Annotated in this window: 26 protein-coding genes; 9 read left to right on the forward strand and 17 right to left on the reverse strand. The window is 67.4% G+C overall.

The window, feature by feature from the left end; genetic code table 11:
* Nucleotides 1-4: 4 nt before the first annotated feature.
* Nucleotides 5-301: a DUF503 domain-containing protein gene (locus tag ABIA65_RS27745; RefSeq protein WP_241404809.1), complete on the forward strand. Its 297-nt coding sequence runs from the start codon at nt 5-7 to the stop codon at nt 299-301.
* Between the two features lie 25 nt (nt 302-326).
* On the opposite strand, the gene ABIA65_RS27750 is transcribed toward ABIA65_RS27745, so the two are convergent.
* Nucleotides 327-1,154: a tRNA (adenine-N1)-methyltransferase gene (locus ABIA65_RS27750; RefSeq protein ID WP_241404808.1), complete on the reverse strand. Its 828-nt coding sequence runs from the start codon at nt 1,152-1,154 to the stop codon at nt 327-329.
* 74 nt (nt 1,155-1,228) lie between these two features.
* On the opposite strand from ABIA65_RS27750, the gene ABIA65_RS27755 reads away from it, so the two are divergent.
* Genes ABIA65_RS27755 through ABIA65_RS27780 form a run of 6 tightly spaced genes read left to right on the forward strand, consistent with a single transcriptional unit; the run spans nt 1,229 to nt 4,902 of the window.
* Nucleotides 1,229-2,071, forward strand: a complete 843-nt coding sequence (locus ABIA65_RS27755) for a RecB family exonuclease (protein WP_241404807.1) — start codon at nt 1,229-1,231, stop codon at nt 2,069-2,071.
* Nucleotides 2,068-2,862 (forward strand): thioesterase family protein, encoded by a 795-nt coding sequence (locus ABIA65_RS27760; protein ID WP_354525567.1) that lies wholly within the window; start codon nt 2,068-2,070, stop codon nt 2,860-2,862. Before ABIA65_RS27755 ends, ABIA65_RS27760 begins: the two co-directional genes overlap by 4 nt.
* Nucleotides 2,859-3,374, forward strand: a complete 516-nt coding sequence (locus ABIA65_RS27765; RefSeq protein WP_241404805.1) for a DinB family protein — start codon at nt 2,859-2,861, stop codon at nt 3,372-3,374. The genes ABIA65_RS27760 and ABIA65_RS27765 overlap by 4 nt, the downstream gene beginning before the upstream one ends.
* Before the next feature lie 42 nt (nt 3,375-3,416).
* The gene (locus ABIA65_RS27770; protein ID WP_241404804.1) at nt 3,417-3,734 is read left to right on the forward strand and encodes an ArsR/SmtB family transcription factor; all 318 of its coding nucleotides are present in this window, start codon (nt 3,417-3,419) and stop codon (nt 3,732-3,734) included.
* Nucleotides 3,731-4,246: an SRPBCC family protein gene (locus ABIA65_RS27775; RefSeq protein ID WP_354525568.1), complete on the forward strand. Its 516-nt coding sequence runs from the start codon at nt 3,731-3,733 to the stop codon at nt 4,244-4,246. Before ABIA65_RS27770 ends, ABIA65_RS27775 begins: the two co-directional genes overlap by 4 nt.
* Nucleotides 4,243-4,902 (forward strand): flavodoxin family protein, encoded by a 660-nt coding sequence (locus ABIA65_RS27780; RefSeq protein ID WP_354525569.1) that lies wholly within the window; start codon nt 4,243-4,245, stop codon nt 4,900-4,902. Before ABIA65_RS27775 ends, ABIA65_RS27780 begins: the two co-directional genes overlap by 4 nt.
* On the opposite strand, the gene ABIA65_RS27785 is transcribed toward ABIA65_RS27780, so the two are convergent.
* From ABIA65_RS27785 to ABIA65_RS27810, 6 genes are all read right to left on the reverse strand, one after another.
* Nucleotides 4,853-6,232 carry an FAD-containing oxidoreductase gene (locus tag ABIA65_RS27785; RefSeq protein ID WP_354525570.1) on the reverse strand — a complete coding sequence of 460 codons (1,380 nt, stop codon included), beginning with the start codon at nt 6,230-6,232 and terminating at the stop codon, nt 4,853-4,855. The two genes, ABIA65_RS27780 and ABIA65_RS27785, sit on opposite strands and share 50 nt — an antisense overlap.
* Nucleotides 6,233-6,239: 7 nt before the next feature.
* Nucleotides 6,240-6,722: a DUF4126 family protein gene (locus tag ABIA65_RS27790; protein WP_241404800.1), complete on the reverse strand. Its 483-nt coding sequence runs from the start codon at nt 6,720-6,722 to the stop codon at nt 6,240-6,242.
* A 17-nt stretch (nt 6,723-6,739) separates the two neighbouring features.
* Entirely contained in the window at nt 6,740-7,591 is an 852-nt protein-coding gene (gene hisG, locus ABIA65_RS27795) for an ATP phosphoribosyltransferase (RefSeq protein WP_354525571.1), read from the reverse strand.
* Nucleotides 7,592-7,596: 5 nt separating this feature from the next.
* Nucleotides 7,597-7,878 carry a phosphoribosyl-ATP diphosphatase gene (locus ABIA65_RS27800; protein WP_354525572.1) on the reverse strand — a complete coding sequence of 94 codons (282 nt, stop codon included), beginning with the start codon at nt 7,876-7,878 and terminating at the stop codon, nt 7,597-7,599.
* A 59-nt stretch (nt 7,879-7,937) separates the two neighbouring features.
* The gene (locus ABIA65_RS27805; RefSeq protein ID WP_241404798.1) at nt 7,938-9,410 is read right to left on the reverse strand and encodes a sugar porter family MFS transporter; all 1,473 of its coding nucleotides are present in this window, start codon (nt 9,408-9,410) and stop codon (nt 7,938-7,940) included.
* 101 nt (nt 9,411-9,511) lie between these two features.
* Nucleotides 9,512-10,183, reverse strand: a complete 672-nt coding sequence (locus tag ABIA65_RS27810; protein WP_354525648.1) for an HAD family hydrolase — start codon at nt 10,181-10,183, stop codon at nt 9,512-9,514.
* A 45-nt stretch (nt 10,184-10,228) separates the two neighbouring features.
* On the opposite strand from ABIA65_RS27810, the gene ABIA65_RS27815 reads away from it, so the two are divergent.
* On the forward strand, nt 10,229-11,029 hold the full coding sequence (locus ABIA65_RS27815; RefSeq protein ID WP_354525573.1) for an SDR family oxidoreductase: 801 nt from the start codon (nt 10,229-10,231) through the stop codon (nt 11,027-11,029).
* Between the two features lie 6 nt (nt 11,030-11,035).
* Here the strand turns inward: ABIA65_RS27815 and metH are convergent, their stop codons facing one another.
* Nucleotides 11,036-14,698 (reverse strand): methionine synthase, encoded by a 3,663-nt coding sequence (gene metH, locus ABIA65_RS27820; protein ID WP_354525649.1) that lies wholly within the window; start codon nt 14,696-14,698, stop codon nt 11,036-11,038.
* Between the two features lie 364 nt (nt 14,699-15,062).
* Between metH and ABIA65_RS27825 the strand changes: the two genes are divergently transcribed.
* On the forward strand, nt 15,063-15,986 hold the full coding sequence (locus tag ABIA65_RS27825; RefSeq protein ID WP_371747103.1) for a PAC2 family protein: 924 nt from the start codon (nt 15,063-15,065) through the stop codon (nt 15,984-15,986).
* Nucleotides 15,987-16,013: 27 nt separating this feature from the next.
* Here the strand turns inward: ABIA65_RS27825 and ABIA65_RS27830 are convergent, their stop codons facing one another.
* The 9 genes from ABIA65_RS27830 to ABIA65_RS27870 form a co-directional block, all read right to left on the reverse strand.
* Entirely contained in the window at nt 16,014-17,450 is a 1,437-nt protein-coding gene (locus tag ABIA65_RS27830) for a DUF1254 domain-containing protein (protein ID WP_502919624.1), read from the reverse strand.
* Complete coding sequence (locus tag ABIA65_RS27835) at nt 17,450-18,328, reverse strand: SDR family oxidoreductase (protein ID WP_354525574.1); 879 nt, start codon at nt 18,326-18,328, stop codon at nt 17,450-17,452. The genes ABIA65_RS27830 and ABIA65_RS27835 overlap by 1 nt, the downstream gene beginning before the upstream one ends.
* A 54-nt stretch (nt 18,329-18,382) precedes the next feature.
* Complete coding sequence (gene mshC / locus ABIA65_RS27840) at nt 18,383-19,624, reverse strand: cysteine--1-D-myo-inosityl 2-amino-2-deoxy-alpha-D-glucopyranoside ligase (RefSeq protein WP_354525575.1); 1,242 nt, start codon at nt 19,622-19,624, stop codon at nt 18,383-18,385.
* Nucleotides 19,625-19,732: 108 nt separating this feature from the next.
* Nucleotides 19,733-20,518 (reverse strand): 3'(2'),5'-bisphosphate nucleotidase CysQ, encoded by a 786-nt coding sequence (locus tag ABIA65_RS27845; RefSeq protein ID WP_241404793.1) that lies wholly within the window; start codon nt 20,516-20,518, stop codon nt 19,733-19,735.
* Nucleotides 20,515-21,180, reverse strand: coding sequence for a GNAT family N-acetyltransferase (locus ABIA65_RS27850; protein WP_241404792.1), 666 nt, complete (start codon nt 21,178-21,180; stop codon nt 20,515-20,517). The genes ABIA65_RS27845 and ABIA65_RS27850 overlap by 4 nt, the downstream gene beginning before the upstream one ends.
* A gap of 59 nt (nt 21,181-21,239) precedes the next feature.
* Nucleotides 21,240-22,067, reverse strand: a complete 828-nt coding sequence (locus ABIA65_RS27855) for an Rv2133c family protein (RefSeq protein WP_354525576.1) — start codon at nt 22,065-22,067, stop codon at nt 21,240-21,242.
* The gene (locus ABIA65_RS27860) at nt 22,057-22,656 is read right to left on the reverse strand and encodes an Rv2134c family protein (RefSeq protein ID WP_241404790.1); all 600 of its coding nucleotides are present in this window, start codon (nt 22,654-22,656) and stop codon (nt 22,057-22,059) included. Before ABIA65_RS27860 ends, ABIA65_RS27855 begins: the two co-directional genes overlap by 11 nt.
* A gap of 55 nt (nt 22,657-22,711) precedes the next feature.
* Nucleotides 22,712-23,413, reverse strand: a complete 702-nt coding sequence (locus ABIA65_RS27865; RefSeq protein WP_241404789.1) for a histidine phosphatase family protein — start codon at nt 23,411-23,413, stop codon at nt 22,712-22,714.
* A complete protein-coding gene (locus tag ABIA65_RS27870; protein ID WP_241405607.1) occupies nt 23,410-24,240 on the reverse strand; it encodes an undecaprenyl-diphosphate phosphatase in 831 nt (276 codons plus the stop codon). The genes ABIA65_RS27865 and ABIA65_RS27870 overlap by 4 nt, the downstream gene beginning before the upstream one ends.
* Nucleotides 24,241-24,246 lie beyond the last annotated feature (6 nt).

Raw genomic sequence — 24,246 nt, forward strand, 5'->3', positions numbered from 1 at the left:
CGCGGTGTGGATCGGCTGGCTAGAGTTCGACCTACTCCTCGGTGACGTGCACTCGCTGAAGGAGAAGCGCTCAGTCGTGCGTCCGGTGCTCGCCGAACTGCGCCGCAGGTGTGCGGTCACGGCGGCCGAGACCGGCGATCTGGACCTGCACAGGCGGGCCGGGATCGGCGTCGCCGTGGTCGCCGCCGAGCGGGGCCACGTGGTCGATGTGCTCGACGCGGCCGAACGACTCGTCGCCGCTCGGCCCGAGCTGGAGCTGTTGTCGGTCCGGCGGGGTTTCCGTCGCAGCAGCGACGATTAGGCAGCTGCCGCAGCAGCGACGAGGACTAGATGGTGCGCTTGCGCCGCAGCGGTGTCGGCGTCACTGCACCCGGTGCCAGCTTGCGCGCGCTGATCAGGAATGCGGTGTGTCCGCGCATGGAGTGCTGCGGCCGCACCGCCAGCCCCACCACGTCCCAGCCCCGCTGCAGGCTCTCCCACGAACGCGGCTCGGTCCAGCACTGCTGCTCGCGCAGCGCCTCGACGGTCTTCGACAGCTGCGTCACCGTCGCGACGTAGACGATCAGCACGCCACCGGGGATCAGTGCCTTGCTGACGGCGTCCAGGACCTCCCAGGGGGCCAGCATGTCGAGCACGGCTCGGTCCACCTGCGGGCCGTCGTAGTCGGCAACATCGGCGACGTGCAGGTTCCAGTTGGGCGGATGCTCACCGAAGAATGTTTCGACGTTGCGCACCGCCGTCGGGGCGTGATCGTCGCGCACCTCGTAGGACGTGACCGTGCCCGTCGGGCCGACCGCCCGCAGCAGCGAACACGTCAGCGCCCCCGAGCCCGCCCCGGCCTCGAGCACGTTGGCACCCGGGAACATGTCGCCCTCGTGCACGATCTGCGCGGCGTCCTTGGGATAGATGACCTGCGCACCGCGCGGCATCGACAGCACGTAGTCCATCAGCAGGGGGCGCAACACCAGGAAGCGGTCGCCGTTCGTCGACTTGACCACGCTGCCCTCGGGCTCACCGATCACCGAGTCGTGCGTGATGGCACCCCGGTGCGTGTGGAATTCCTCGCCCGGGGCGAGCACCATCGTGTAATGCCGCCCCTTGGCGTCGGTCAGTTGTACTCGATCGCCGACAACGAACGGACCGGTGCGCTTCACATCGGGTCAGCCTGCCAGCAGACGCCCCGGACCCGGAGCCCGGGGCTGTCATACGTGCGCCATAGGCTGATCCCATGAGTGTCGAACCGGCCGCGCCAGTACGGCGCCCGGCGCTGTCACCGTCGCGCGCCAGCGACTTCAAGCAGTGTCCCCTGCTGTACAGGTTCCGCGCGATCGATCGGCTGCCCGAGCCCGCCTCGACGGCCCAGGTCCGAGGTTCGGTGGTGCATGCCGCCCTCGAACAGCTCTACTCACTGCCCGCCGCCGACCGCGGACCAGCGACCGCGATGACGCTCGTCGACCCGGCCTGGGACCGGGTCGCCGGTGAGCGGCCCGACTTCGCCGCCGAGTTCGCCCCGGAGCTGCGGGCCGAACTTCTGGAACAGGCCCGCCAGCTGCTGTCGGGGTACTACCGGCTGGAGGATCCGACGCGATTCGATCCGCAGAGCTGCGAGCAACGCGTTGAGGTCGAGCTGTCCGACGGAACCCTGCTGCGCGGCTTTGTCGACAGGATCGACGTGGCCCCCACCGGTGAGCTCCGCGTCGTCGACTACAAGACGGGCCGGGCACCGTCGGCGGCGCGCGAACTCGCTGAGGCCAAGGCGATGTTCCAGATGAAGTTCTATGCCGTCGCACTGCTGCGGTCGCGCGATGTACTGCCCGCCCGGCTGCGCCTGCTGTACCTGGCCGACGGCCAGGTACTGGACTACACACCGGATCTCGACGAGCTGCTGCGGTTTGAGAAGACCTTGATGGCGATGTGGAGCGCGATCCAAACTGCAGGCGTGACAGGCGATTTCCGGCCGAACCCGTCCCGGCTGTGCGACTGGTGCGCGCACCACCAACACTGTCCCGTGTTCGGTGGCACCCCACCGCCCTATCCGGGATGGCCCGAGGTGACGGAGCCCGCCGCGTGATCGCTCACTACTACCACCGGCTCCCCGCCGATGGCGATGCCCAGTCCTTCGAGTCGACGCAGGGCACGGCAAGCAACTGGGACGAGACCATCCAGCACGGATCGCCGCCGCTTGCCCTGATGACGAAGGCCGTCGAGGAACTCTCCGCAGGGTCGGGGCTGCGCGTCGGCCGCCTCACCATGGACATCCTCGGCGCCATTCCCGTTGCGCCCGTCAAGGTTCGAGCCTGGGTGGAGCGCCCCGGTTCGCGTATCTCCCTGATGGCCGCGGAAATGACTGCCACCCGCGCAGACGGCACCGACCGAGCGGTGGCCCGACTGCATGCCTGGCTACTGGCCACTAGCGATACCGCCGACGCCGCCACCGACAGGCACTCGCCGCTGGTGGAGGGCGAGGCGCTGTCCAACCCGCACGCCTGGGCTGGCGCGCCCGGCTACCTGGAGACGGTCAGTTGGCGCAAGCAGGCCGATACCGACGGCGACGCCCCGGTGGTGTGGATGAGTCCGCTCATCCCCCTCGTTGACGACGAACCGCTCACCGATCTGCAGCGGCTGGCAATGGTGGTCGACTCGGCCAATGGCGTCGGTGCCGCGATCGACCCGAATGAGTTCCTGTTCATGAACACCGACACCACCGTTCACCTCCACCGCGCACCGATCGGTGGTGACTTCGGACTGCGCGCCAGGGGGTCGATCGGTCCCGACGGCATCGGTGTGACCACCGCCGAGATCTTCGACCGGCGCGGCTTCATCGGCACCTCCGCTCAGGCGCTGCTGGTCCAGCGTCGATGACACCGGAAGTCCTGCTCGACCAGTTCGACCTGGTGTGGGCACTTGCCGATCTGCATCTCACCGCGCTGACCGAGGACGACTTCCTCTGGGCGCCAACGCCGTTGACCTGGACCGTGCGGCCGGACGCGGCCGGCGACTGGCGGCCCGACTGGGCCGATACCGAACCCGACCCCATCCCTGTGCCGAACATCGCCTGGCTCACCTGGCAGATCCAGTGGTACTGGTCGGTGACACTCGATCACCTGCAGCGTCGGACACCCCAGGACCGAGAGTCCGTGCTGTGGCCGGGATCCGGTGCCGCGGTGGTGGCAGAACTGCGTGAGTTGTCGGCGCAGTGGCGGACCATGCTCGTCGGACTGACCGCCGACGACCTGCTCGCACCCTCGGCATGCCCGTGGCCGGACAACGCCGATCGCACAGTCGGCCACACGGTGGCGTGGTGCACCGTCGAACTCACGAAGAACGTCGCCGAGATCGGCCAACTCCGCATGATCCGTGCCACCTCCACTTAATATTCGCTTGCATCTATATAGATGTAGTGCCATATTAGGGGTGTGGACGTCTTTGAAGCCGTGGCCGACCCGAGTCGGCGCGCACTCCTCGACGCACTGACCGAACGCCAGCACACCGCAGGCGAACTGGTCGAGATGCTGCCCGGACTCACCCAACCCACAGTGTCGCGACACCTGCGCGTGCTCCGCGAGGTCGGGCTCGTCGAGGTGCGCCCCGACGCCCAGCGGCGCATCTACGCGTTGCGCGCCGACGGGCTGTCCGAGATGGACCAGTGGATCGACCGGCACCGCCGGTACTGGGCGGACCATCTGGATGCCCTGGAACACCACCTCGATGCCACGTTCGGAGACTCCGAGTGAACGCGCGCGAGGGACGCCTGACCGTCGATGGCGATCGCGCCGTGCTGCACTTCGAGCGCAGACTCCCCTACCCGATTGAGACGGTGTGGTCGGCGATCACCGAGCCGGCGCACCGGGACCGCTGGATGGGCAAGACGTCCATCGACCCCCGCCGGGGCGGCGCCATCGAGACGGTGGCCTCGGGTCCCCCACTGTCGCCCGACCAGAAGCGCATGACTGGCCGAATCCTGGTGTGGGATCCCCCACGGGTTTTCGAGCACGAGTGGCATCAGCCGATCGTCGAGCCCGGGGTCGTGCGCTACGAGCTGGAAGCCGACGGCGACGCAACACTGCTGCGTTTCACCCACCGCGGACTCGGAGTGCCCAATGCCTCGGGATTCCAGCCGGGCACGCAGGCCTACCTCGACCGGCTCGAGGCCCATCTCGCCGGGGTGCCACTGCCCAACTGGGTCGACCGCTATCGCGACATCGCCGGCGTCTCACCGCTGGCCCACCTCAAGGAGACACCGTGACCGCCCCCGAGAACCCCAATACCCTCCAGCCCAGCATCGCCGTCTGCCATCACTCCGGCTTCGGCCACACCACGGTGCTCGCGGACGCGGTGGCCGCGGGCGCGGAGTCCGGTGGCGCCCGGGTGGCGGTGATCGCCGTGGACGCCATCGCCGAGTCGGACTGGGACGTCCTCGACGCAGCCGACGCGATCGTCTTCGGCAGCGCCACCTACATGGGCAACGTCTCGGCGGCGTTTCAGGCCTTCGCCGAGAAGACCGGACGCCGTTGCATGAACGGGACGTGGCGCGACAAAATCGCGGCCGGCTTCACCAACTCGGGAGCCAAGAGCGGCGACAAGCTCTCGGCGCTGATCTCGTTGGCGGTGTTCGCCGCCCAGCACCACATGCACTGGGTGAACCTGGGTCTGCCACCCGGGTGGAACAGCAGCTCGGGAAGCGAGCACGACCTGAACCGGCTCGGCTTCTGGCTGGGCGCAGGGACGCAGACCGACGTCGACGCGAGCCCCGATCAGCTGCACCCCGCCGACGTCGCGACGTGCGAGCACCTCGGCCGCAGGGTGGCGCTGGTGACCCGCCAGATGATGACGGGACGTACTGTGGCGCCGCCTAACTCAACGGCGACAACTCCTGAAGCATGGTCGGCACCAGCTCACTGACCGTCGGGTGGATGTGCATGGTCCGCGAGATGGCGGTGTAGGGAAGCTTCGCGGTCATCACGTCCAGGATGTCCTGCACCACCTCGTCACCGCCCACCCCGAGGATTGCCGCACCGAGGATCTCCTCGGTCTCGGCGTCGACGAGCACCTTCATGAATCCCTGCGTCTCACCCTTCTCGACGGCGCGACCGACGCGCGTCATCGGGCGCTTGCCGACCAATGCCCTTCGCCCCGAGGCTCGCACCTCGGCGACCGACATACCCGCCCGACCCAACGGCGGATCGATGTAGAGGGCGTAGGTGGTGATCCGATCGCTCACCCGGCGCGGATCGTCATCGAGCAGGTTGGCCGCAACGATCTCGAAGTCGTTGTATGACGTGTGAGTGAAGGCGCCCTTGCCGTTGCAGTCCCCCATCGCCCAGATGCCCTCGACGTTGGTGCGCAACTGATCGTCGGTCGCGATGTAGCCGCGCGCGTCCAGCGCCACTCCCGCAACAGACAGGCCGAGATCGTCGGTGTTGGGCCGCCGCCCCGTCGCGACCAGTAGGTGCGTACCGCTGATCGGATCGGCACCGTCGCGGGGGTACAGGTCAAATCCCCCAGAATCACTGTCGTGCTTGACGATCCGCATGGCGGTCGCGTCGAGATGGACGTCGATGCCCTCGGCCTCGAGGATGTCCTTGATGGCGGCCGACACGTCCTCGTCCTCACGGGCGGTGAGCCGCGGGCCCCGCTCCACGACGCTGACCCTCGCCCCGAATCTGCGGTACATCTGGGCGAACTCGAGTGCGATGTAACTGCCACCGACCACAACGAGATGGGATGGCAGTTCGTCGAGGTCGAGGATTCCGACGTTGGTGAGGTAGTCGATATCGGCCAGCCCCGGAATGTCGGGCACCGTCGCGCGGCCACCGACGTTGAGGAAGATCTGGCTGGCCGTCAGCACCTCGTCGTCGACCCGGATGGTGTGCGGGCCCTCGAATCGGGCGTGGCCGCGGATGAGGGTGCAACCCGTCATGCCCTCCAGCCACGACTCCACGCCGTGACGGTCACCGAGCATGATCTGGTCCTTGCGGGCCTTGACCCGCGCCATATCGACTGTGACATCGCCGGTGGCGATCCCGAAGTCCGCGCCGCGACGGGCGACGTGGGCGGCGTGCGCGCTGGCCACCAGCGTCTTGGTGGGAATGCAGCCGTAGTTGACGCATGTGCCCCCAACGAGTTTGCGCTCGATGACGGCGACAGTCTGCCCGGCCTCGGTCAGCCGGCCGGCCAGTGGCGGACCCGCCTGGCCGGCGCCGACGATGATGGCGTCGAACTCGCGAGGCACGGCGGTATCAGAGCGTCGAGACGAGTGCCACGACGGCGAGGCCACCCAGCACGGCGATGACGTCCTCGGTCAGGGCGACCGGAAGGTCACGCCCGCCGTTGGCCTCGACCAGACGGCGGCGCGCCTGATAGCCGCCGAGGGTGCCGAGGACGGCGCCGATGACACCGGCACCGATCGAACTGAACGTGTAGTGAAACCCCGCCCCGATGACGGCTCCTGCGAAGGCGCCGGTCAGGATGCGCGCCGCAAACTGCGGGGTCACCGTGCGGGGCGGTGTGGACGGCAACTGATCGGTGACCAGTTCCACCACCAGAAGGATGGTCAGGACCGTGACCGTGATGGGATGGCCCACCCACTGCGCCCAGGTACCGTCCACGGGAAGCCAATTCAGAGCCGCGCCCCAGGCGACGACCGCGGGCGGCGTCAGTGCCCGGAGGCCCGCGACGACACCGATCAACAGAGCCAGAAGCAGCACGAGCACTTGCGTCATGGCTGGACGCTAACAGATCAAAAGCGACAAAACCGGATGTCGGAGGCCAATATTGCCTTGGCTCCGATCGCCGCGATCTCGTCCATGATGGCGTTGACGTCACGCCGCGGCACCAGGGCGCGCACGGCCACCCACGCCTCGTCGGCCAGCGGCGCGATCGTGGGTGACTCAAGACCGGGCGTGACGGCGGTCGCGCGATCCAGGACAGAACGCGGGCAGTCGTAGTCCAACATCAGGTACTGCTGCCCGAACACGACGCCCTGCACTCGCTTGGTGAGCTGCTCGCGCGCGGCGGCGTGGGCCGGGTCGGCGTCGACCCGCTCGATGAGGACGGCCTCTGAATCGCACAGCGGCTCACCGAAGGCCACCAGATCGTGCAGGCCCAACGTGCGGCCCGAGCCGACCACATCGGCGATCACGTCAGCCACCCCCAGCTGCACGGAGATCTCCACGGCACCGTCGAGCCGAATCACCGTGGCTTCGATGCCGTTGTCCGCGAGATTGTTCCGGACCAGATTCGGGAAGGCCGTGGCGATGCGCTTTCCGGCGAGATCCGCCACCGTCCAGTCCCGACCGACAGGCCCGGCATAGCGGAAGGTGGAATTGCCGAATCCCAGCGCCAGCCGCTCGCTGACCGGGGCGGCGGAGTCCGCGGCCAGATCGCGGCCGGTGATGCCCAGATCCAACTCGCCGGAACCGACGTAGATCGCGATGTCCTTGGGACGCAGGAAGAAGAACTCGACGTTGTTGACGGGATCGACAACCGTCAGGTCCTTCGGGTCCCGGCGGCGGCGGTATCCGGCCTCGGACAGGATCTCGGCGGCCGCCTCGCTCAGCGCACCCTTGTTGGGGACCGCAACGCGCAACATGTCGTTCATAGCTTGGCGTAGACGTCGTCGAGGGTCAGCCCACGGGCGACCATCAGAACCTGCGTCCAGTAGAGGAGCTGGCTGATCTCCTCGGCGAGGGCCTCATCGCCCTCGTGTTCGGCGGCCAGCCACACCTCGCCGGCCTCCTCGATGATCTTCTTGCCCAGGCCGTGGACGCCGCCGTCAAGCGCGGCGACCGTGCCGCTGCCCGCGGGCCGGGTGCGCGCTCGCTCGGTGAGTTCGGCGAACAGGGTGTCGAAGGTCTTCACGAGTCGCGATTGTTTCACGTCGTGGGCACCGTCAGCGAATGGATATGGCCCGCGGGGGGGCTTATGGCCCTCCAGAGTCAGATGTTGGCCCTCGGTTTGTCCTTGCCGAGGATCTCGCCGTGCATGTCCTCCAGGGTCACGCCCTTTGTCTCCATCACCCACCGCCACACGAACACGCCGGACAGGATGGCACAGAGGCCGTAGAAGCCGTAGGCCAGACCGAGGTACTCGCGCAGGCCCGGGAACGTCACCGTGATCAGCCAGTTGGCCGCCCACTGACCTGCCGCGGCGATGCCCAGCGCCGCAGCGCGGATGCGGTTGGGGAACATCTCGCCCAACAGCACCCACACCACCGGGCCCCAGGACATGCCGAACGCGACCACGAAGAGGTTCGCCGCGATCAGTGCGATGACCCCGGACGCGCCGGGAAGGCTGGGATTGCCATCGGGACCCACGGTGGCGTTGGCGAAGATGATGGACATCGTGATCAGGGTCACCGCCATGCCGGTCGAGCCGATCAGCAGGAGCGGCTTGCGACCGATCTTGTCGATCAACGCGATCGCGATCAGCGTGGTCAGCACGTTGATCACCGACGTGATCACGGTGTAGATGGCCGACTCGTCGGCACTGAATCCCACCGCCTGCCACAGCACGTTGGAGTAGTAGAAGATGACGTTGATACCGACGAACTGCTGGAATATCGACAGCCCGAGGCCAACCCAGACGATGCCGTAGATGCCGCCCGTCGGCTTTCGCAGGTCCCGCAAGGACGGCTTGTCCTCACGCTCCAGCGTCTCCCGGATTCGGGTGATGGTGATTTCCAGGTTCTTCTGTCCGAGCAGCATGGTGAGCACCCGGCGGGCTTCCGGAATCTTGTGACTGGCAACGAGATACCGCGGTGACTCGGGAATGGTGAACGCCAGTCCGCCGTACAGGACCGCAGGCACCGCCATCGCCAGGAACATCCAGCGCCAGGCGTCCAGCCCCAGCCACAGCGGTTCGTTGGGGCCACCCGCCGCCCATTGGAGCAGCCAGTTGACGACGAATGACAGGAAGATGCCCGATACGATGGCGAGCTGCTGCAGCGACCCGAGCCGGCCACGAATGCTCGGTGGCGAGGTCTCGGCGATGTAGGCGGGTGCGATCACCGACGCCACGCCGACGCCGATACCGCCGACAATCCGGAACAGCACGACGGTCCACACGTCATGGGCGAATCCCGTGCCGAAAGCGCTGATCAGGAAGAGCACAGCGGCGATCTTCATCACCGAGATGCGGCCGATCCTGTCCGCGATGCGGCCCGCAGTCATGGCACCCGCGGCAGCTCCGAGAAGTGCCGATGCCACGGCGAAGCCCAGCTCGGCGTTGCCGATCCCGAAGTCCTCCTGAATCGAGTCGACCGCACCGTTGATGACGGCACTGTCGTAGCCGAACAGCAGGCCGCCCAGCGCCGCGACCGAGGCGATCCGGATGGCCGTGTGCCCGGACGCGAAGTTCTCATCGGTGATGGCCGACGACGAGTCGTCAACCGGAGGACCCTGACCAGCCATGTGCCCGCCCCTTCTCGCAGCATCATCCCGTGATGGGAGTCACACCACGATGGCACAGTCGAGGCGGCGACAGGGGCATATCCCGTGTCGCGATGTGGAGGCTATGCCGGGCGACGGTCCAGGTCGGCGTGCACGGCCCGCAGATCGTCGACCGACACATCGAGAAGCGAGCTGATGTGCCTGCGCCGAGGGCTGGCGGGGACCTCGATGTCATTGGGTACCACCACGACCGCGCACCCGGCGACTTCGGCCGCCGTGGTTCCGGCCACCGAGTCCTCGATCGCGACACAGTCGAGGGCATCGAACCCCATCAGCTCCGCCGCGCGCAGATAGGCGTCTGGCGCGGGCTTTCCCCGCGCCACTTCGTCACCGCAGACCGTGACGGAGAAGTAGTGCCGCCCAATGCTCTTGAGCGCCTGCTCGGTGAGGTCACGGCGGGTATTGGTGACCAATGCCATCGGAACGCCCTCAGCGGTCAGCGCGTCGAGCAGTTCCCTGGCCCCGGGCTGCCAGGGCAGCCCAGCCTCGAAGAGTTCACCGGTGTAAACGTGCAGCCAGTCGATTTCGCGCGTGACCGACTCGGCATCGGGCGCCAGACCCAGGTCCGCGTAGACGATCGCCATCACATCGTCCGCCGAACCGCCGACCGTGCTCTCGCGCACCTCCGCCGACAGCACCGCTCCCCTGCGCCGGTACAACTCCTGCAACGCGAGATCCCACAGTTTCTCGGAGTCCACCAACGTGCCATCCATGTCCCAGAGCACCGCACGCATGTGCTCCATCGTCTCATTGTCGGAGGGTCTCACTAGCTTGGTGTCATGACGATTCTGGTGACCGGGGCAACAGGAAACATCGGCAGGCGCGTGGTGGATCATCTGATCACGCTGGGCGCCAAGGACATCCGCGCACTCACCGCCAACCCGACCAAGGCCCAGCTGCCCGATTCTGTGACTGCGATCACCGGCTACCTGGGCAGACCAGATTCCCTGCGGGCGGCGCTGGACGGTGTCGAGCGCGTCTACCTGGCTCCCTACACGGAGACCCTGACGGCCACGCTGGCACTGATGAAGGAAGCCGGCGTGCAGTACGTCGTGGCGTTGTCGGGCGGCGCACACTGGTCTGAGCACGCCGACGCCGTGACGGCATCGGGGTTACCCCACACGCAACTGGGGCCCGGCGAATTCTGCGAGAACTTCGCGATGTGGGCCGATCAGATCCGGACCACGCAGACCGTGGCCGAGCCGTATCCGGACGCCGTCGAGGCACCGGTCTCGATGGACGATATCGCCCGGGTGGCCGCGCACCTGCTCACCGGGCCGCAGGACCCTCACCTGTCGAGGATGTATGACCTCACCGGCCCGAAGGCGCTGAGCCGCGCCCAGATCGCCGTACAGATCGGCGTGGGCATCGGCGTGCCGGTGACGGTGCAGCACTGCAGCCGCACCGAGGCCGAGGAGTTGTTGCGACCCGTCATGGGCGACGGCGTGCAGTGGTATTTCGACCTGTTCAGTGCAGGTTCCGAGCCACAGGTCGCCAATGACGCGGTCGAACAGCTGACGGGCACACCGGCGATGTCGATGGCCCAGTGGGCGGCCGCCAACGCCGACCAGTTCCGCTGATCAGGCTCAGTCCTCCGGGTTGTAGCCGAGGTTGGGGGCGAGCCAGCGTTCCGCTTCCTTCAGGGTCCATCCCTTGCGCTTCGCGTAGTCGGCCACCTGGTCCTGGGCGATCCGTCCGACCACGAAGTACTGCGACTGCGGGTGCGAGTAATACCAGCCGCTGACGGCGGCACCGGGCCACATCGCCATCGACTCGGTCAACTCGATGCCGGTGCGCTCCTTGACATCCATCAACTCCCAGAGCGTCGCCTTCTCGGTGTGTTCCGGGCAGGCCGGGTAGCCCGGCGCTGGGCGGATTCCCCTGTACTTCTCACCGATCAGCGCCTCGTTGTCCAGCTGCTCGTCCGGTTGGAATCCCCAGAACTCCTTGCGGACCCGTTGGTGCATCCGTTCGGCGAACGCCTCTGCCAGCCGGTCGGCGAGTGACTCAAGCAGGATCGCGTTGTAGTCGTCGTTGGCGGCCTTGAACTCGACGATCTTGTCTTGGCTGCCGAGCCCCGCCGTGACGGCGAAGGAGCCGACGTAGTCAGCCAGGCCGGTGTCCTTGGGCGCGATGTAGTCGCCGAGGCTCCGGTTCGGGATGCCGTCCCGGTGCTCGCCCTGCTGGCGCAGATTGCACAACGTGGTCAGCACCTCGGTACGAGTGTCGTCGGTGTAGACCTCGATATCGTCGCCGACCGCGTTCGCGGGGAAGAACCCGATGACGCCGTTGGCGGTCAGCCACTTCTCCTTGATCAGGGTGTCGAGCATCTCCTGGGCGTCGTCGTACAGCTTGCGGGCGGTCTCACCCGAGACCGGGTTGTTGAGGATGTCGGGGAATCTGCCCTTCATCTCCCAGGCGTTGAAGAACGGCTGCCAGTCGATGTACTCGCGCAGCTCGGCGAGGTCATAGTCGAGGAACTCGCGCACGCCGATGCCCTGAGCGGGCACCGGTGGCGTGTAGTCGTCCCATGCGATCGGCGTCCGGTTCGCGCGCGCCTTCTCCAGCGTCAGCATCGGCCGCTCGTTCTTCTGGGCGTGCCGTTCGCGCAGGGCTGCATAGTCGGTCTCGGTGGCCTCCAGCAGGGCTGGACGCTGCTTGTCGTCGAGCAGCGCAGCGGCGACCGGCACCGACCGGGAGGCGTCCTTGACCCAGACCACCGGACCGCTGCGACGCGGCGACACCTTCACCGCCGTGTGAGCGCGCGAGGTGGTCGCGCCGCCGATCAGCAGCGGGATCTCCAGACCCTGGCGCTCCATCTCGACGGCGAAGTTGACCATCTCGTCCAGCGACGGGGTGATCAGGCCGGACAGCCCGATGATGTCGGCGTTGTGCTCCTTCGCCGCGTCCAGGATCTTCTGGGCGGGCACCATCACACCGAGGTCGATCACCTCGTAGTTGTTGCACTGCAGGACGACGCCGACGATGTTCTTGCCGATGTCGTGGACGTCCCCCTTGACCGTCGCCATGATGATCGTGCCGTTGGTGTCCTTACTCGCGGCGGCACCGGACTGCTCCTTCTCCGCCTCGATGAACGGCAGCAGGTACGCAACGGCCTTCTTCATGACCCGGGCCGACTTCACGACCTGGGGAAGGAACATCTTCCCCGCGCCGAAGAGGTCACCGACGACGTTCATGCCGTCCATCAGCGGGCCCTCGATCACCTCGATCGGGCGGCCACCGGCGCCAGCGATCTCGGCCCGCAGTTCCTCGGTGTCGGACTCGACGTCGGCGTCGATGCCCTTGACCAGGGCGTGTGTGATCCGCTCGCGGACCGGGAGGGTGCGCCACTCGGCTGCCACCGGGTCCTCGGCTTTGTCCTTGCTATTGAACCGTTCGGCGATCTCCAGGAGCCTCTCGGCCGCGTCCTCGCGACGGTTAAGGACGACGTCCTCGATGCGGTCCCGCAGCTCGGGGTCGATCGAGTCGTAGGGCACCAGCGCGCCAGCGTTGACGATGCCCATGTCCAAACCGGCCTTGATGGCGTGGAACAGGAACACCGCGTGGATCGCCTCGCGGACGGGGTTGTTGCCCCGGAACGAGAACGACACGTTCGAGATACCGCCGGAGATGTGCACCCCGGGAAGGTTCTCCTTGATCCAGGCGCAGGCCTGAATGAAGTCGATCCCGTACGTCGCGTGCTCCTCGATACCTGTCGCCAGCGCGAAGCAGTTCGGGTCGAAGATGATGTCCTCGGCCGGGAAGCCGACCTCTTCGGTCAGGATCCGGTAGGCGCGCCCGCAGATCTCCTTGCGGCGCTCCAGGTTGTCGGCCTGGCCCTGCTCGTCGAAGGCCATCACGACGACGGCGGCGCCGTACTTGCGGCACAGCCGTGCCTCGCGGATGAACTTCTCCTCGCCCTCCTTCATGGAGATCGAGTTGACGATCGGCTTGCCCTGCACGTTCTTCAGGCCCGCCTCGATGACCTCCCACTTCGAGGAGTCGATCATCACAGGGACGCGGCTGATATCCGGCTCGGCCGCGATCAGCTTGGTGAACCGGTCCATCGCGGCGACGCCGTCGATCATGCCCTCGTCCATGTTGATGTCGATGACCTGCGCACCGACCTCGACCTGTTGCAGGGCGACCGACAGCGCGGTGTCGTAGTCCTCGGCCTTGATCAGGTTGCGGAACCGGGCGGAGCCGGTGATGTTGGTGCGCTCACCGATGTTCACGAACAGGGAGTCGTCGGTGATGTTGAGCGGCTCCAGGCCTGAGAGCCGGGTGGCCACTTCGATCTCCGGCAGCTCGCGGGGCGGTTTACCCTCGACGACCTTGGCGATCTCGGCGATGTGCGGCGGCGCCGTTCCGCAGCAACCACCGACCAGGTTGACCAGGCCGGCCTCGGCGAACTCCTTGATGTAGCCGGCCTGAGCCTCCGGGGACTCGTCGTACTCACCGAAGGCGTTGGGAAGGCCGGCGTTCGGGTAGCAGGAGACGAAGGTGTCGGCGATTCGCGCCACCTCGGCGATGTAGGGCCTCATCTCCGGCGCGCCAAGGGCGCAGTTCAGGCCGACCGCGAGCGGCTTCGCGTGCCTGATCGCGTTCCAGAATGCCTCGGTGACCTGGCCGGACAGTGTCCGTCCTGAAGCATCCGTGATGGTGCCCGAGATGATCACCGGCCAGCGGCGTCCGCGCTCCTCGAACAGCGTCTCAATGGCGAACACCGCCGCCTTGGAGTTCAGCGAATCGAAGATCGTCTCGACGATGATGAGGTCGGCACCCCCGTCGACGAGGCCGTTGGCGGCTTCGAGGTAGGCGGCGACCAGCTGGTCGTAGGAGACGTTGCGGGCTCCGGGGTCGTTGACGTCCGGGGAGATCGACGCGGTCCGCGTCGTCGGCCCCAGCGCCCCTGCCACGTAGCGGGGCTTGTCTGGGGTACTGAACTCGTCAGCGGCCGCCCGCGCCAGGGCAGCGCCGGCGTAGTTCAGCTCATAGCTCAGGTCCGCCATGTCGTAGTCGGAGAGCGAGACCGCGTTCGCATTGAACGTGTTGGTCTCCAGGATGTCGGCGCCCGCCTCGAGGTATTCGCGGTGGATCGACTCGATGATCTGCGGCTGTGTCAGGGTCAGCAGGTCGTTATTGCCCTGAAGGGCGGTCGGCCATTCCGTGAACCGGTCGCCGCGGTAGCCGGCCTCGTCCGGCCGATCGCGCTGGATCGCCGTGCCCATCGCGCCGTCGATCACCATGATCCGCTGGTGCAGAGCAGCCGTCAGTTCGTCGGTGCAGTCGGGGCGGATGTTCGGCTCAAAAGCGTCCGGCTGAACGGCGTTCACGTGCACTCCTTCCGTAGCGGAAGGCGTCCTTAACTCTGCCGAGCGTGGCGGATACCGAAAGGGGACGGTGCCCCCCCCCAATAACCGTTGCAACGCCTCTCGACCAGAAAAGTCTACGTCGTCACTCGATCGACGTCTGGACACCCATCTCGTCGCCCGCGATCGACCCCGACCCGCTTGGCGATGCGGTGCCCACGAGCGACAGCTCGCGGATCCTGTCGGAAGGTCGTCATCAAGGTTAACGAGATTGCAGCGTCGTCGCTTCCGCCAAACCGCGATGTACCCCAACCCGCCGGTTGATGCTCCTCGCACGGCGTCGGGCAGGGCTTACGCTTGGCTGGTGACAGACCTGCCCAACTTGCAGGCCCCCATCGTCGTCGCCGCCTTCGAGGGCTGGAATGACGCCGGTGACGCGGCCAGTGACGCGCTCGAACACCTCGACGCCATCTGGGAGGCCGAGACCATCGTCGAGATCGACGACGAGTCGTTCTACGACTATCAGGTGAATCGCCCCGTGATCCGCCAGATCGACGGCGTGACGCGCGAGCTGGTGTGGCCGTCGATGCGGATCTCGCACTGCCGGCCGCCTGGCAGCGACCGCGACATTGTGCTGATGCACGGGGTGGAGCCCAACATGAGGTGGCGCACGTTCTGCGCCGAACTGCTCGCCATCGCCGACAAGCTCAACGTCGAGACCGTCGTCATCCTCGGCGCGCTGCTCGCCGACACACCCCACACCCGCCCTGTGCCCGTGTCCGGCGCGGCCTACTCCCCCGAATCGGCGAAGTTCTTCGGGTTGGAGGAGACTCGCTACGAGGGGCCAACGGGTATCGCAGGGGTGTTCCAGGACGCGTGCGTGGCCGCGGGCATCCCGGCCGTGACGTTCTGGGCCGCCGTCCCGCACTACGTGTCCCAGCCGCCCTGTCCGAAGGCGACGGTGGCCCTGTTGCGCCGGGTCGAGGACGTCCTCGACATCGAGGTCCCGCTGGCCGATCTGCCCGCCGCCGCCGAGGAGTGGGAGCAGGCCGTCACCGAGATGACCGCCGAGGACGACGAGATCGCCGACTACGTGCATTCCCTCGAGGAACGCGGTGACGCCGAGGTCGACATGAGCGAGGCCATCGGAAAGATCGACGGTGACGCGTTGGCCGCCGAGTTCGAGCGCTATCTGCGTAGGCGCGGGCCCGGCTTCCGGGGCTGAACCGTCGCCGCTACGTCTTAGTCACCGCTACGTCTTCACCGGCTGAGGCGCCTGCCACTGCCCGTTGAGCGCATCCGGCTTCGGCCAGTACAGCCGCAGGACCACCTGGAACGGACCCTTCGGGGCGGGCAGCCAATTCGCCTCCCGGTCCAATCCCGGCGACTCGTTCTGGACATACAGCGTGATCCCGCCGTCGGGATCCTTGGCCAGGCTCGACAGCATCGGCGAGTTGACGAGGTACCGGTTCATCGGGTTGGCCACCAGCTGGCTCTTTGGCAGCTCGTACATCGTCAGCGACCAGAACGCGTTGACCGGCGGCAGCTGGCCGGAGGCGAACCGGTAGGTGTAGGTGTTGGCGCCGTTGAGCGGTGCCCCGGCGGAGTCCAGCGCCGTCCCCGGATAGATGGCCTCGTCCTTGCTGTTGCCGTAGATTCCCAGCACCGCACCGGCCATCCGGTAGAGGTAGTTGCCGTTGAGGTACTGCGCGGTGCCGAACATCTCCGCAGCCCCGACCCGACCGGTGTCGATCTCGTCGGACTTCAACTTCTCGAACTCGGCCCAGGCATCGGCCATTCCGCCCTCGATGGCCGTGCGCATCTGTGGGTCCAGGTCATCGGCGTCGAACGCGCCGTCGGCAGCGATGCCGATGCTGGCGAATCGGTCCCGCATGGCCTTCTCCTGCGGCAGCGTCGGCGCGAACCGCAGCGCGAAGTCCAGGATCTCGTAGAACTGCGGTGACGTCCGCTGCGCCTCAGGGGTGAGCGGTGGGACGAAGTCGATCGCTGGCGCGGGTGGCGGCGGCGGCTGGTTGAGGTACGCCGACAGCGGCACGGCCTGGTAGCCGTCCTGGATCTTCTTGACGTTGTCGAGGTCGGACGGGCCGAACAGTTGGGTGCGGTGCATCACCAGGGCCAGCTCGGTGTCGCTGCGGATGACCTTGTCGACTCCCTCGGGGGCCTCGCCGGTGAAGTTCGGACCCGCCAGCAGGTACTTGCCGCCACCGTTGCCGGTGGTCCGGCTGCCGACGTAATCGAAGTCGTAGGTGTACCCGTCGATGAACTGCAGCGAGTAGTAGCGGTCCTGCTCGATCGGCGGGACAGTCAGCACCAGCGGCTCGGCCCGCAGATCGGCGCCGACCGCGGAGTAGGGGGTGTCCGAGTTCGGCGTCTGAATGGCGGTGTCCTCGGGTGTGTAAACCCTTGGCGTGTTGTGGATCTGGTTCCAGTCGCCCTTGTACTCGGGGTTCTGCTTGTCAACGAAGTAGGAGTACAAGACGCGGTAGTTGTCGACCATCGGGAAGCCATAGATGTAGGCCTCCTTCGCGATCGCGCGGGCCTGGGCCGGCGTGACGGCCCCGGCCTGCGGGGGCGGCGGCGGCGCGGAACTGACCGACTCGGGTTCCTGCGGTTTGGTGCAGCCGACCACCACGACCAGCAGCGCCAGCACGACGCCGATGCGCCGCATCAGTCCTGCTCCAGCTCTTCGTTGTGCGCACTCGTTGACCGCCCCAGAGCGGCGACCTCGGCGTCCATCCGGGGCAGGATGTCGGGCACGATCGCCCGCACCGGCATCTCGCCCACTCGGGTGGACAGGATCGGCCGCAGCCAGCGGACCAGGCCAACCCAGCCCGGGCAGTTAACCCTGGTGCGGCGCCGCTCGATGCCCTTGACGAAGGCCTCGCCGCACCGCGCCACGGACGTGGTGGTCTTCAGCGGTCCCGGCAGCCTCGACAGCATCTCGCCGAATGTGGACATATCGGCCTTGCTGTCGCGGACCAGTGCGGTGTCGATCCACGACATGTGCGCCGAACCCACGTCGACGCCACGATGCGCGACCTCCAGACGCAGGGCGTTCGCGAAGTGCTCGACGGCCGCCTTGGAGGCGTTGTAGGGCGCCAGACCGGGGGCAGCGGCGTACGCGGCCAGCGATGACACGATCAGCACGTATCCGCGGCGCTCGATCACCGAGGGCAGCGTTGCGCGCATGGTGTGGAACACCCCGAGCACGTTGATGTCGAGCACCCGCTTGAACGCCTCCGGATCGACCTGCAGCACCGAGCCGTAACTGGCGATACCCGCGTTGGCCAGCACGATGTCAATACCGCCGAACCTCTCGACGGCCGCCGCGGCGGCACCCTGCATCGCCGGGAGATCACGCACGTCGGCGACGATCGTGAGAACGCGATCGGTGCCGAGCTCGTCCCGCTGCCGGGTCAGTAGATCCTCGTCGATATCGGTGAGCACCAGCTTGGCGCCCTTGGCGTGTAGCCGGTGTGCCACCTCAGCACCGACTCCTGCTGCCCCGCCGGTGATGAATACGACCTTTCCGCGCACAGAAGACATGACGCGAAACGTACTCCAACCACCGATCGGACGGGCGGGGTCGGTGCCTTCGCGCTAGGTCAGCTCGATGCCGAACAACGCGTCGACGGCCGTGCGGACGGCGTTCGGTGCTGATACGTCATGCCCGCCGTACTCGAGCGCATCGGTACACCAACCATCGAGCGCGGCAATCGCTTTGGGCGTGTCGAGGTCGTCGGCGAGGTATCTGCGCACGCGAGCGATCACGTCGGTGGCGTCGGGAGCCGTCGATAGCGCGGTCGCGGCGCGCCACCTGCTGAGCCGCGCCCGGGCCTCGTCGAGCACTGCATCGCTCCACGACCGGTCGGCACGGTAGTGCCCGGCGAACAATCCCAGGCGGATGGCCGCGGGCTCAACGCCTTGGGCGCGCAGCCTTGACACCAGCACCAGGTTGCCGCGGCTCTTGCTCATCTTGTGGCCGTCCCAGCCGATCATCCCGGCGTGGACGTAGTGGCGGGCGAATCTGCGCTCCCCCGTTGCCGATTCGGCGTGCGCGGCGGAGTACTCGTGGTGCGGGAAGACCAGATCGCTGCCACCGCCCTGAATGTCGAGGCCAGTGCCGATGCGAGTCAGCGCGATGGCGGAGCACTCGACGTGCCAGCCCGGGCGTCCGGGACCGAACGGTGACGGCCAGCTGGGCTCGCCGGGACGCTCGGCACGCCACAGCAGGGCGTCGAGCTGATCGGTCTTACCGGGCCGGTCGGGGTCGCCGCCGCGTTCGCCGAAGAGTCGGAGCATGGTGTCACGGTCATACCCCGACTCGTAGCCGAACTGGTCGGTGGCGTCCGCGCGGTAGTACACGTCCGGGAACTCGGCGTCGTCGACGACATAGGCCGCTCCCGCCGCGAGGAGTTTCTCGACCAGTTCGATGACCTCGGCGATGGCATCGGTGGCGGCGACGTAGTCATGCGGCGGCAGCACGCGAAGGGCCGCCATATCGTCGCGGAACAGCTGGGTCTGGTCGGCGCCGAGATCACGCCAGTCGACACCGTCGCGCAGCGCCCGCTCGAACAGCGGGTCGTCAACATCGGTGACGTTCTGCACGTAGTGCACACGGTGGCCCGAGTCGAGCCACACCCGGTACACCAGGTCGAACGTCAGATAGGTGGCGGCGTGGCCGAGGTGCGTCGCGTCGTACGGCGTGATGCCACACACGTACATGGTCGCGGTCTCACCGGCGGCCACCGGACGAATCTGACGATCGGCGCTGTCGTACAGACGCAACTGCGGACCCTGCCCCGGCAGGGCCGGAACGGAGGACGCCGGCCAGGATTGCATGGCTCCGACTCTAGGGTGTGCGCTCAGAACGTCCTCCGATGGTGTGCGTGTCTGTCCGTCTTGGACGCCCGATTGGCTCGATCCATTCCCGATGGGCCCCGACGGGGATCAGAGAATGGACCGGATGCCCTCGAGCAGCGTGTCGGCGAGTTCAGGCCTGCACATCAGAAAGTCGGGCAGGTAGGGGTCGGGACGGTTGTAGACCAGGGGCGATCCGTCGATGCGCGTCGCGTGCAGGCCTGCGGCCCAGACCACGCCCGCCGGTGCGGCCGAGTCCCACTCCCACTGGCCGCCCGCGTGGATGTAGGCGTCGACATCACCGCGCACCAGTGCCATCGCCTTGGCGCCCGCCGACCCCATCCCGACCAACTCGATGTCAAGGATGTCGCGCAGCCACCACAGCACCGTCGGCGGCCGGTTGCGGCTGGTGGCCACCCGGATCGGGCCCGGCTCGCGCGGCGGCGGACCGGTCACGGTGTCGGTGCGGTACACCGTGTCGACGGCGGGAAGCCCGACCACGGCGTCGGTGATGCGGCCGCCCGGACCACCGTCGTTGCGCTGCCACAGGGCGATGTGCACCGCCCAGTCGACCCGGCCCGGCATGGAGAACTCGCGGGTGCCATCCACCGGGTCGACGATCCACACCCGGTCGGCGCGGAGCCTGGCCAGGTTGTCGGGCGATTCCTCGGACAACACGGCGTCGTCGGGGCGCGCCTCACGCAGGAGTCTCAGGATGAGGTCGTTGGCGCGCCGGTCGCCTGCGTCGCCGAGGCCGTAGGGGTCACCGAAACCGACCTCGTCGCGCACCGCCAGCAGGTACTCGCCGGCCTCCTGCGCCACCCGCGCGGCCAGTGCGGCGTCATTCACGTCGTCGGCGGCGCCGACATCGCTCACTTGGGAGTCGCGCCGGGCGCCCGAACCACCATGGGTACCGCCGGGAAGTAGGCCGCCATCTCTGAGCGGCAACGCCGCAGGGCCGCGGTGCCGAAGCCTCGGTGACGGTGGTCGGGATGAATCCAGATCCGCACGTTCACCTCGCCACCGACGAGTTCACCGAACACCATGCCGACCTTCTCGGTGGCCTCCTCGGCGACGAACCACACCGCCTCCTCGGCCGACACCCGGCCGACGGCGGCACTGATCTCATCGTCAAGGCTGCCCGCGGGCCCGCCGGAACCGTCACCGGTGGCCCCGACGTCGTCGGTGCGCGCGGCGAAGATGTCGCGGTCTACGGCGTCCGAGAACGGTCGCAGCACCAGACCCTCACCCGAACTGGCCGGGCGGTCTGCGAACGTGAACGTGAGCTGCTTGTTGAGATCCTCGAGTTCCTCGGCGATCCGCCGTCGCGAGTCCCGGGTCAGACGGTCGAATGACATCCCCATGACAGCCTCGGCTCCCAGGTGCGAGGTGTCGAGCAGTTTCGCGATCGTCTCCACGGCAGACGCCTTGTCACTGGCCTCGACGATCGCGTCGAGCACCTCGTGCCTGCGGTCGAGCGCCTTCTGCAGCGCGTCGGTGATCTCGCGGCGGGCGGCAGCCCGGTCATGATCGGTCATGATCGCCAGCGTAGAACACTGCTCCGCGCGGTGAGCGACGTTGCACCACCTACGGCGGCTCAGAAGGCCGGCCACGGGATCGGGCGGTGCCGATCCGGCGTCGGCATCACCGGATCGTTCAGCAATGCAACGGTTCTCGCCAGCAGGGCCTCGATCTCGCGGCCGGTGACATGCTCACCGAGGGCCTCGCCAAGACCGGACCGGAGGTCGTCGCGCAGGATCGCGACCTGCGCCAGGGTCTCGTCGTCGACGGGTTTGCCCGCCCACCCCCACAGCACGGTGCGCAGCTTGTCCTCGCTGTGCAGGCTCACGCCGTGGTCGACGCCGTGGACCCGGCCGTCCACACCCGACAGGATGTGCCCGCCCTTGCGGTCGGCGTTGTTGATCAGCACGTCGAAGACCGCCATCCGGCGCAGGCGGATGTCGTCGGCGTGCACGAGCGTGACCTCGTCACCGGCGTAGTCGTAGGCCTGCAGAATCGGCAGATACCCCGGCGGCACCTTTCCCGCGGGCACCAGATCCACCAGATCCGGTCCGGCGTCGGGATCGTCATCGAGTGCGTCACCGGGCTGATCGACCCACAGCTGCACCATGCCCGAACCCGCGGGTCCGTCGCGAATGATGGTGTAGGGCACGATGTCCCAGCCGAGCGCAGCCGAGACCAGGTAGGCGGCGTACTCGCGACCGGCCAGCGTGCCGTCGGGGAAGTCCCACAGTGGCGCCTCCCCCGCGACCGGCTTGTAGACGCAGTGCGTCTCGTGGTCGTCGAGGTGGGCCTCGCACAGGAACGTGGCGTTGCTCGCGGAGCGGATCCGCCCGAGGACGGTCAGCTCACCGCGGCGCAGTACCTCACCGTCGATCCCGCCCGGCTGCCCCTCAGAAATCATCGGCGGACTCGCCGGGCTCGCCGGACTCGCCCAGTGCGCCGCGCAGGTACCCGTTGGTTCGAACGCAGATGTGGCCCGCCGGATCGAGAGGTTCGTCACACAGTGGACACGGCGGTCGTCCCGCCGAGATCACCCGATTGGATCGTGTCGCGAACTCACGCGCCGACTCCGGGGACAGAAACACGCGAACGGCGTCGGGTCCGTCCTCGGCGTCATCGAGCACCACCGACGCGTCGAACTCGGTGTCGGACACGGCGAGCAGCTCCACCACCACTGTCTCGGCCTCGGAGTCCCAGCCCAGGCCCATCGTGCCGACCCGGAACTCCGCGTCCACCGGCATGACCAGCGGGCTCAGGTCCTCAACCTCACCGGTGTCGGGCGGGATGGGCGTGCCGAACCGGCGGTTGATCTCCAACAGCAGTGCGGCGATGCGTTCGGCGAGGACGGCTACCTGCTGCTTCTCCAGCATCACCGACACCACCCTGGTGTCGTGCACGGCCTGGAGGTAGAACGTCCGGTTTCCCGGTTGCCCGACCGTCCCGGCCACGAAGCGGTCGGGTGAGCGGAAGACGTGAATCGAGCGGGTCATGGCCTTTCCAAAATACCGGTATGGGCGGTGCCTCTGTCATTCCGAGGATCGCCTGTCAGTCGGTGGAACCGCCCACGACGGCGTCCGTACTCGCCACCTGGTCCGAGTCCGGACCCTGTTCGGGCTTCGGCGTCAGTGCCGTTGTGAGGTCGGCCCCGGTGTGGTTGACGTGCAACACGAACGGTCGGACCGCGGTGTAGCGGATCACGCTCATCGATGCGGGATCGGCGGTGATGCGCTGAAAACCGTCGAGGTGGACGCCAAGCGCATCGGCCAGCACCGCCTTGATCACATCACCGTGTGTGCACGCGACCCACAGCACGTCACCGTCGGCGCCCTCGGCGAGGCGGCGGTCGTGTTCGCGCACCGCGGCCACGGCGCGGGCCTGCACCTGCGCCAACCCCTCACCCTCGGGAAACACCGCGGCGCTTGGCTGCTGCTGCACCACGGTCCACAGCGGCTCTTTGAACAGCTCGGCGATCTTGCGACCGGTCCACTGTCCGTAGTCGACCTCAACCAGGCGTTCGTCGATGACCGGTTCGACGCCGAGCGCGGCGGCCAGCGGGTCGACGGTGCGCGCGCACCGCAGCAGCGGCGAACGCACGATCGCCTTGATCGGTAGCGCACCGATCCGGTCGACGATCCCCGCGGCCTGGGCCATGCCCTTGTCGTCGAGATCGACACCCTCGGACCGGCCGGCCAGGGTGTGGGCGGTGTTGGACGTCGAGCGGCCGTGCCGCAGCAGGATGACGGTCACTGGCCCACCAGCACTCCTGTGCCGAGCAGAATCAGCACGACGACGCCCAGGACCACCCGGTACCCGACGAACCAGTACATGCCGTGGCGCACCAGGAACTTCAGGAACCACGCGACCGCCGCGTAGCCGACCACGAACGCGATCACGATGGACACCACCAGCTGGGGTCCCGTCGCACTCATGCCCTCCGTGACCGGGGCGAAGGCGTCGGGCAGCGAGAAGAGACCCGATGCCAGGACTGCCGGAATGGCCAACAGGAACCCGAATCTGGCCGCGACCTCGCGGCTCTGACCCAGGAACAGGCCGGCGCTGATGGTCGCACCGGAGCGCGAGACACCGGGCACCAGGGCGAGGCACTGAGCCAGGCCCACGATGACGGCGTCCTTCCACGTCAGCTGCTCCACCTGGCGGGTCTGCTTGCCGAAGTACTCGGCGGCGGCGATCACCACGGAGAACACGATCAGGGCGATCGCGACGATCCACAGGTTGCGGACGCCGCCGCGGATCTGATCCTTGAACAGCAGGCCCAGCACGCAGATCGGGATTGTGCCGATGATCACCCACCAGCCCAGCCAGTAATCGGAGTCGCGACGTGCCGCGTTGCGCAGGCCGGCGAACCAGGACACCAGGATGCGACGGATGTCCTTGGCAAAGTAGACGAGCACCGCGAGTTCGGTGCCGAGCTGGGTGACCGCGGTGAACGAGGCACCCGCATCATCGGCGAAGAACAGCTGCGAGGCGATGGCGAGATGACCGGATGAGGACACCGGCAGAAACTCCGTGAGGCCCTGCACCACCGCCAGCACGGCTACCTGTAGCCATGACATGGCCGC

Source organism: Mycolicibacterium sp. 624, from assembly GCF_040548615.1.
In the GTDB taxonomy this organism is placed as follows: domain Bacteria; phylum Actinomycetota; class Actinomycetes; order Mycobacteriales; family Mycobacteriaceae; genus Mycobacterium.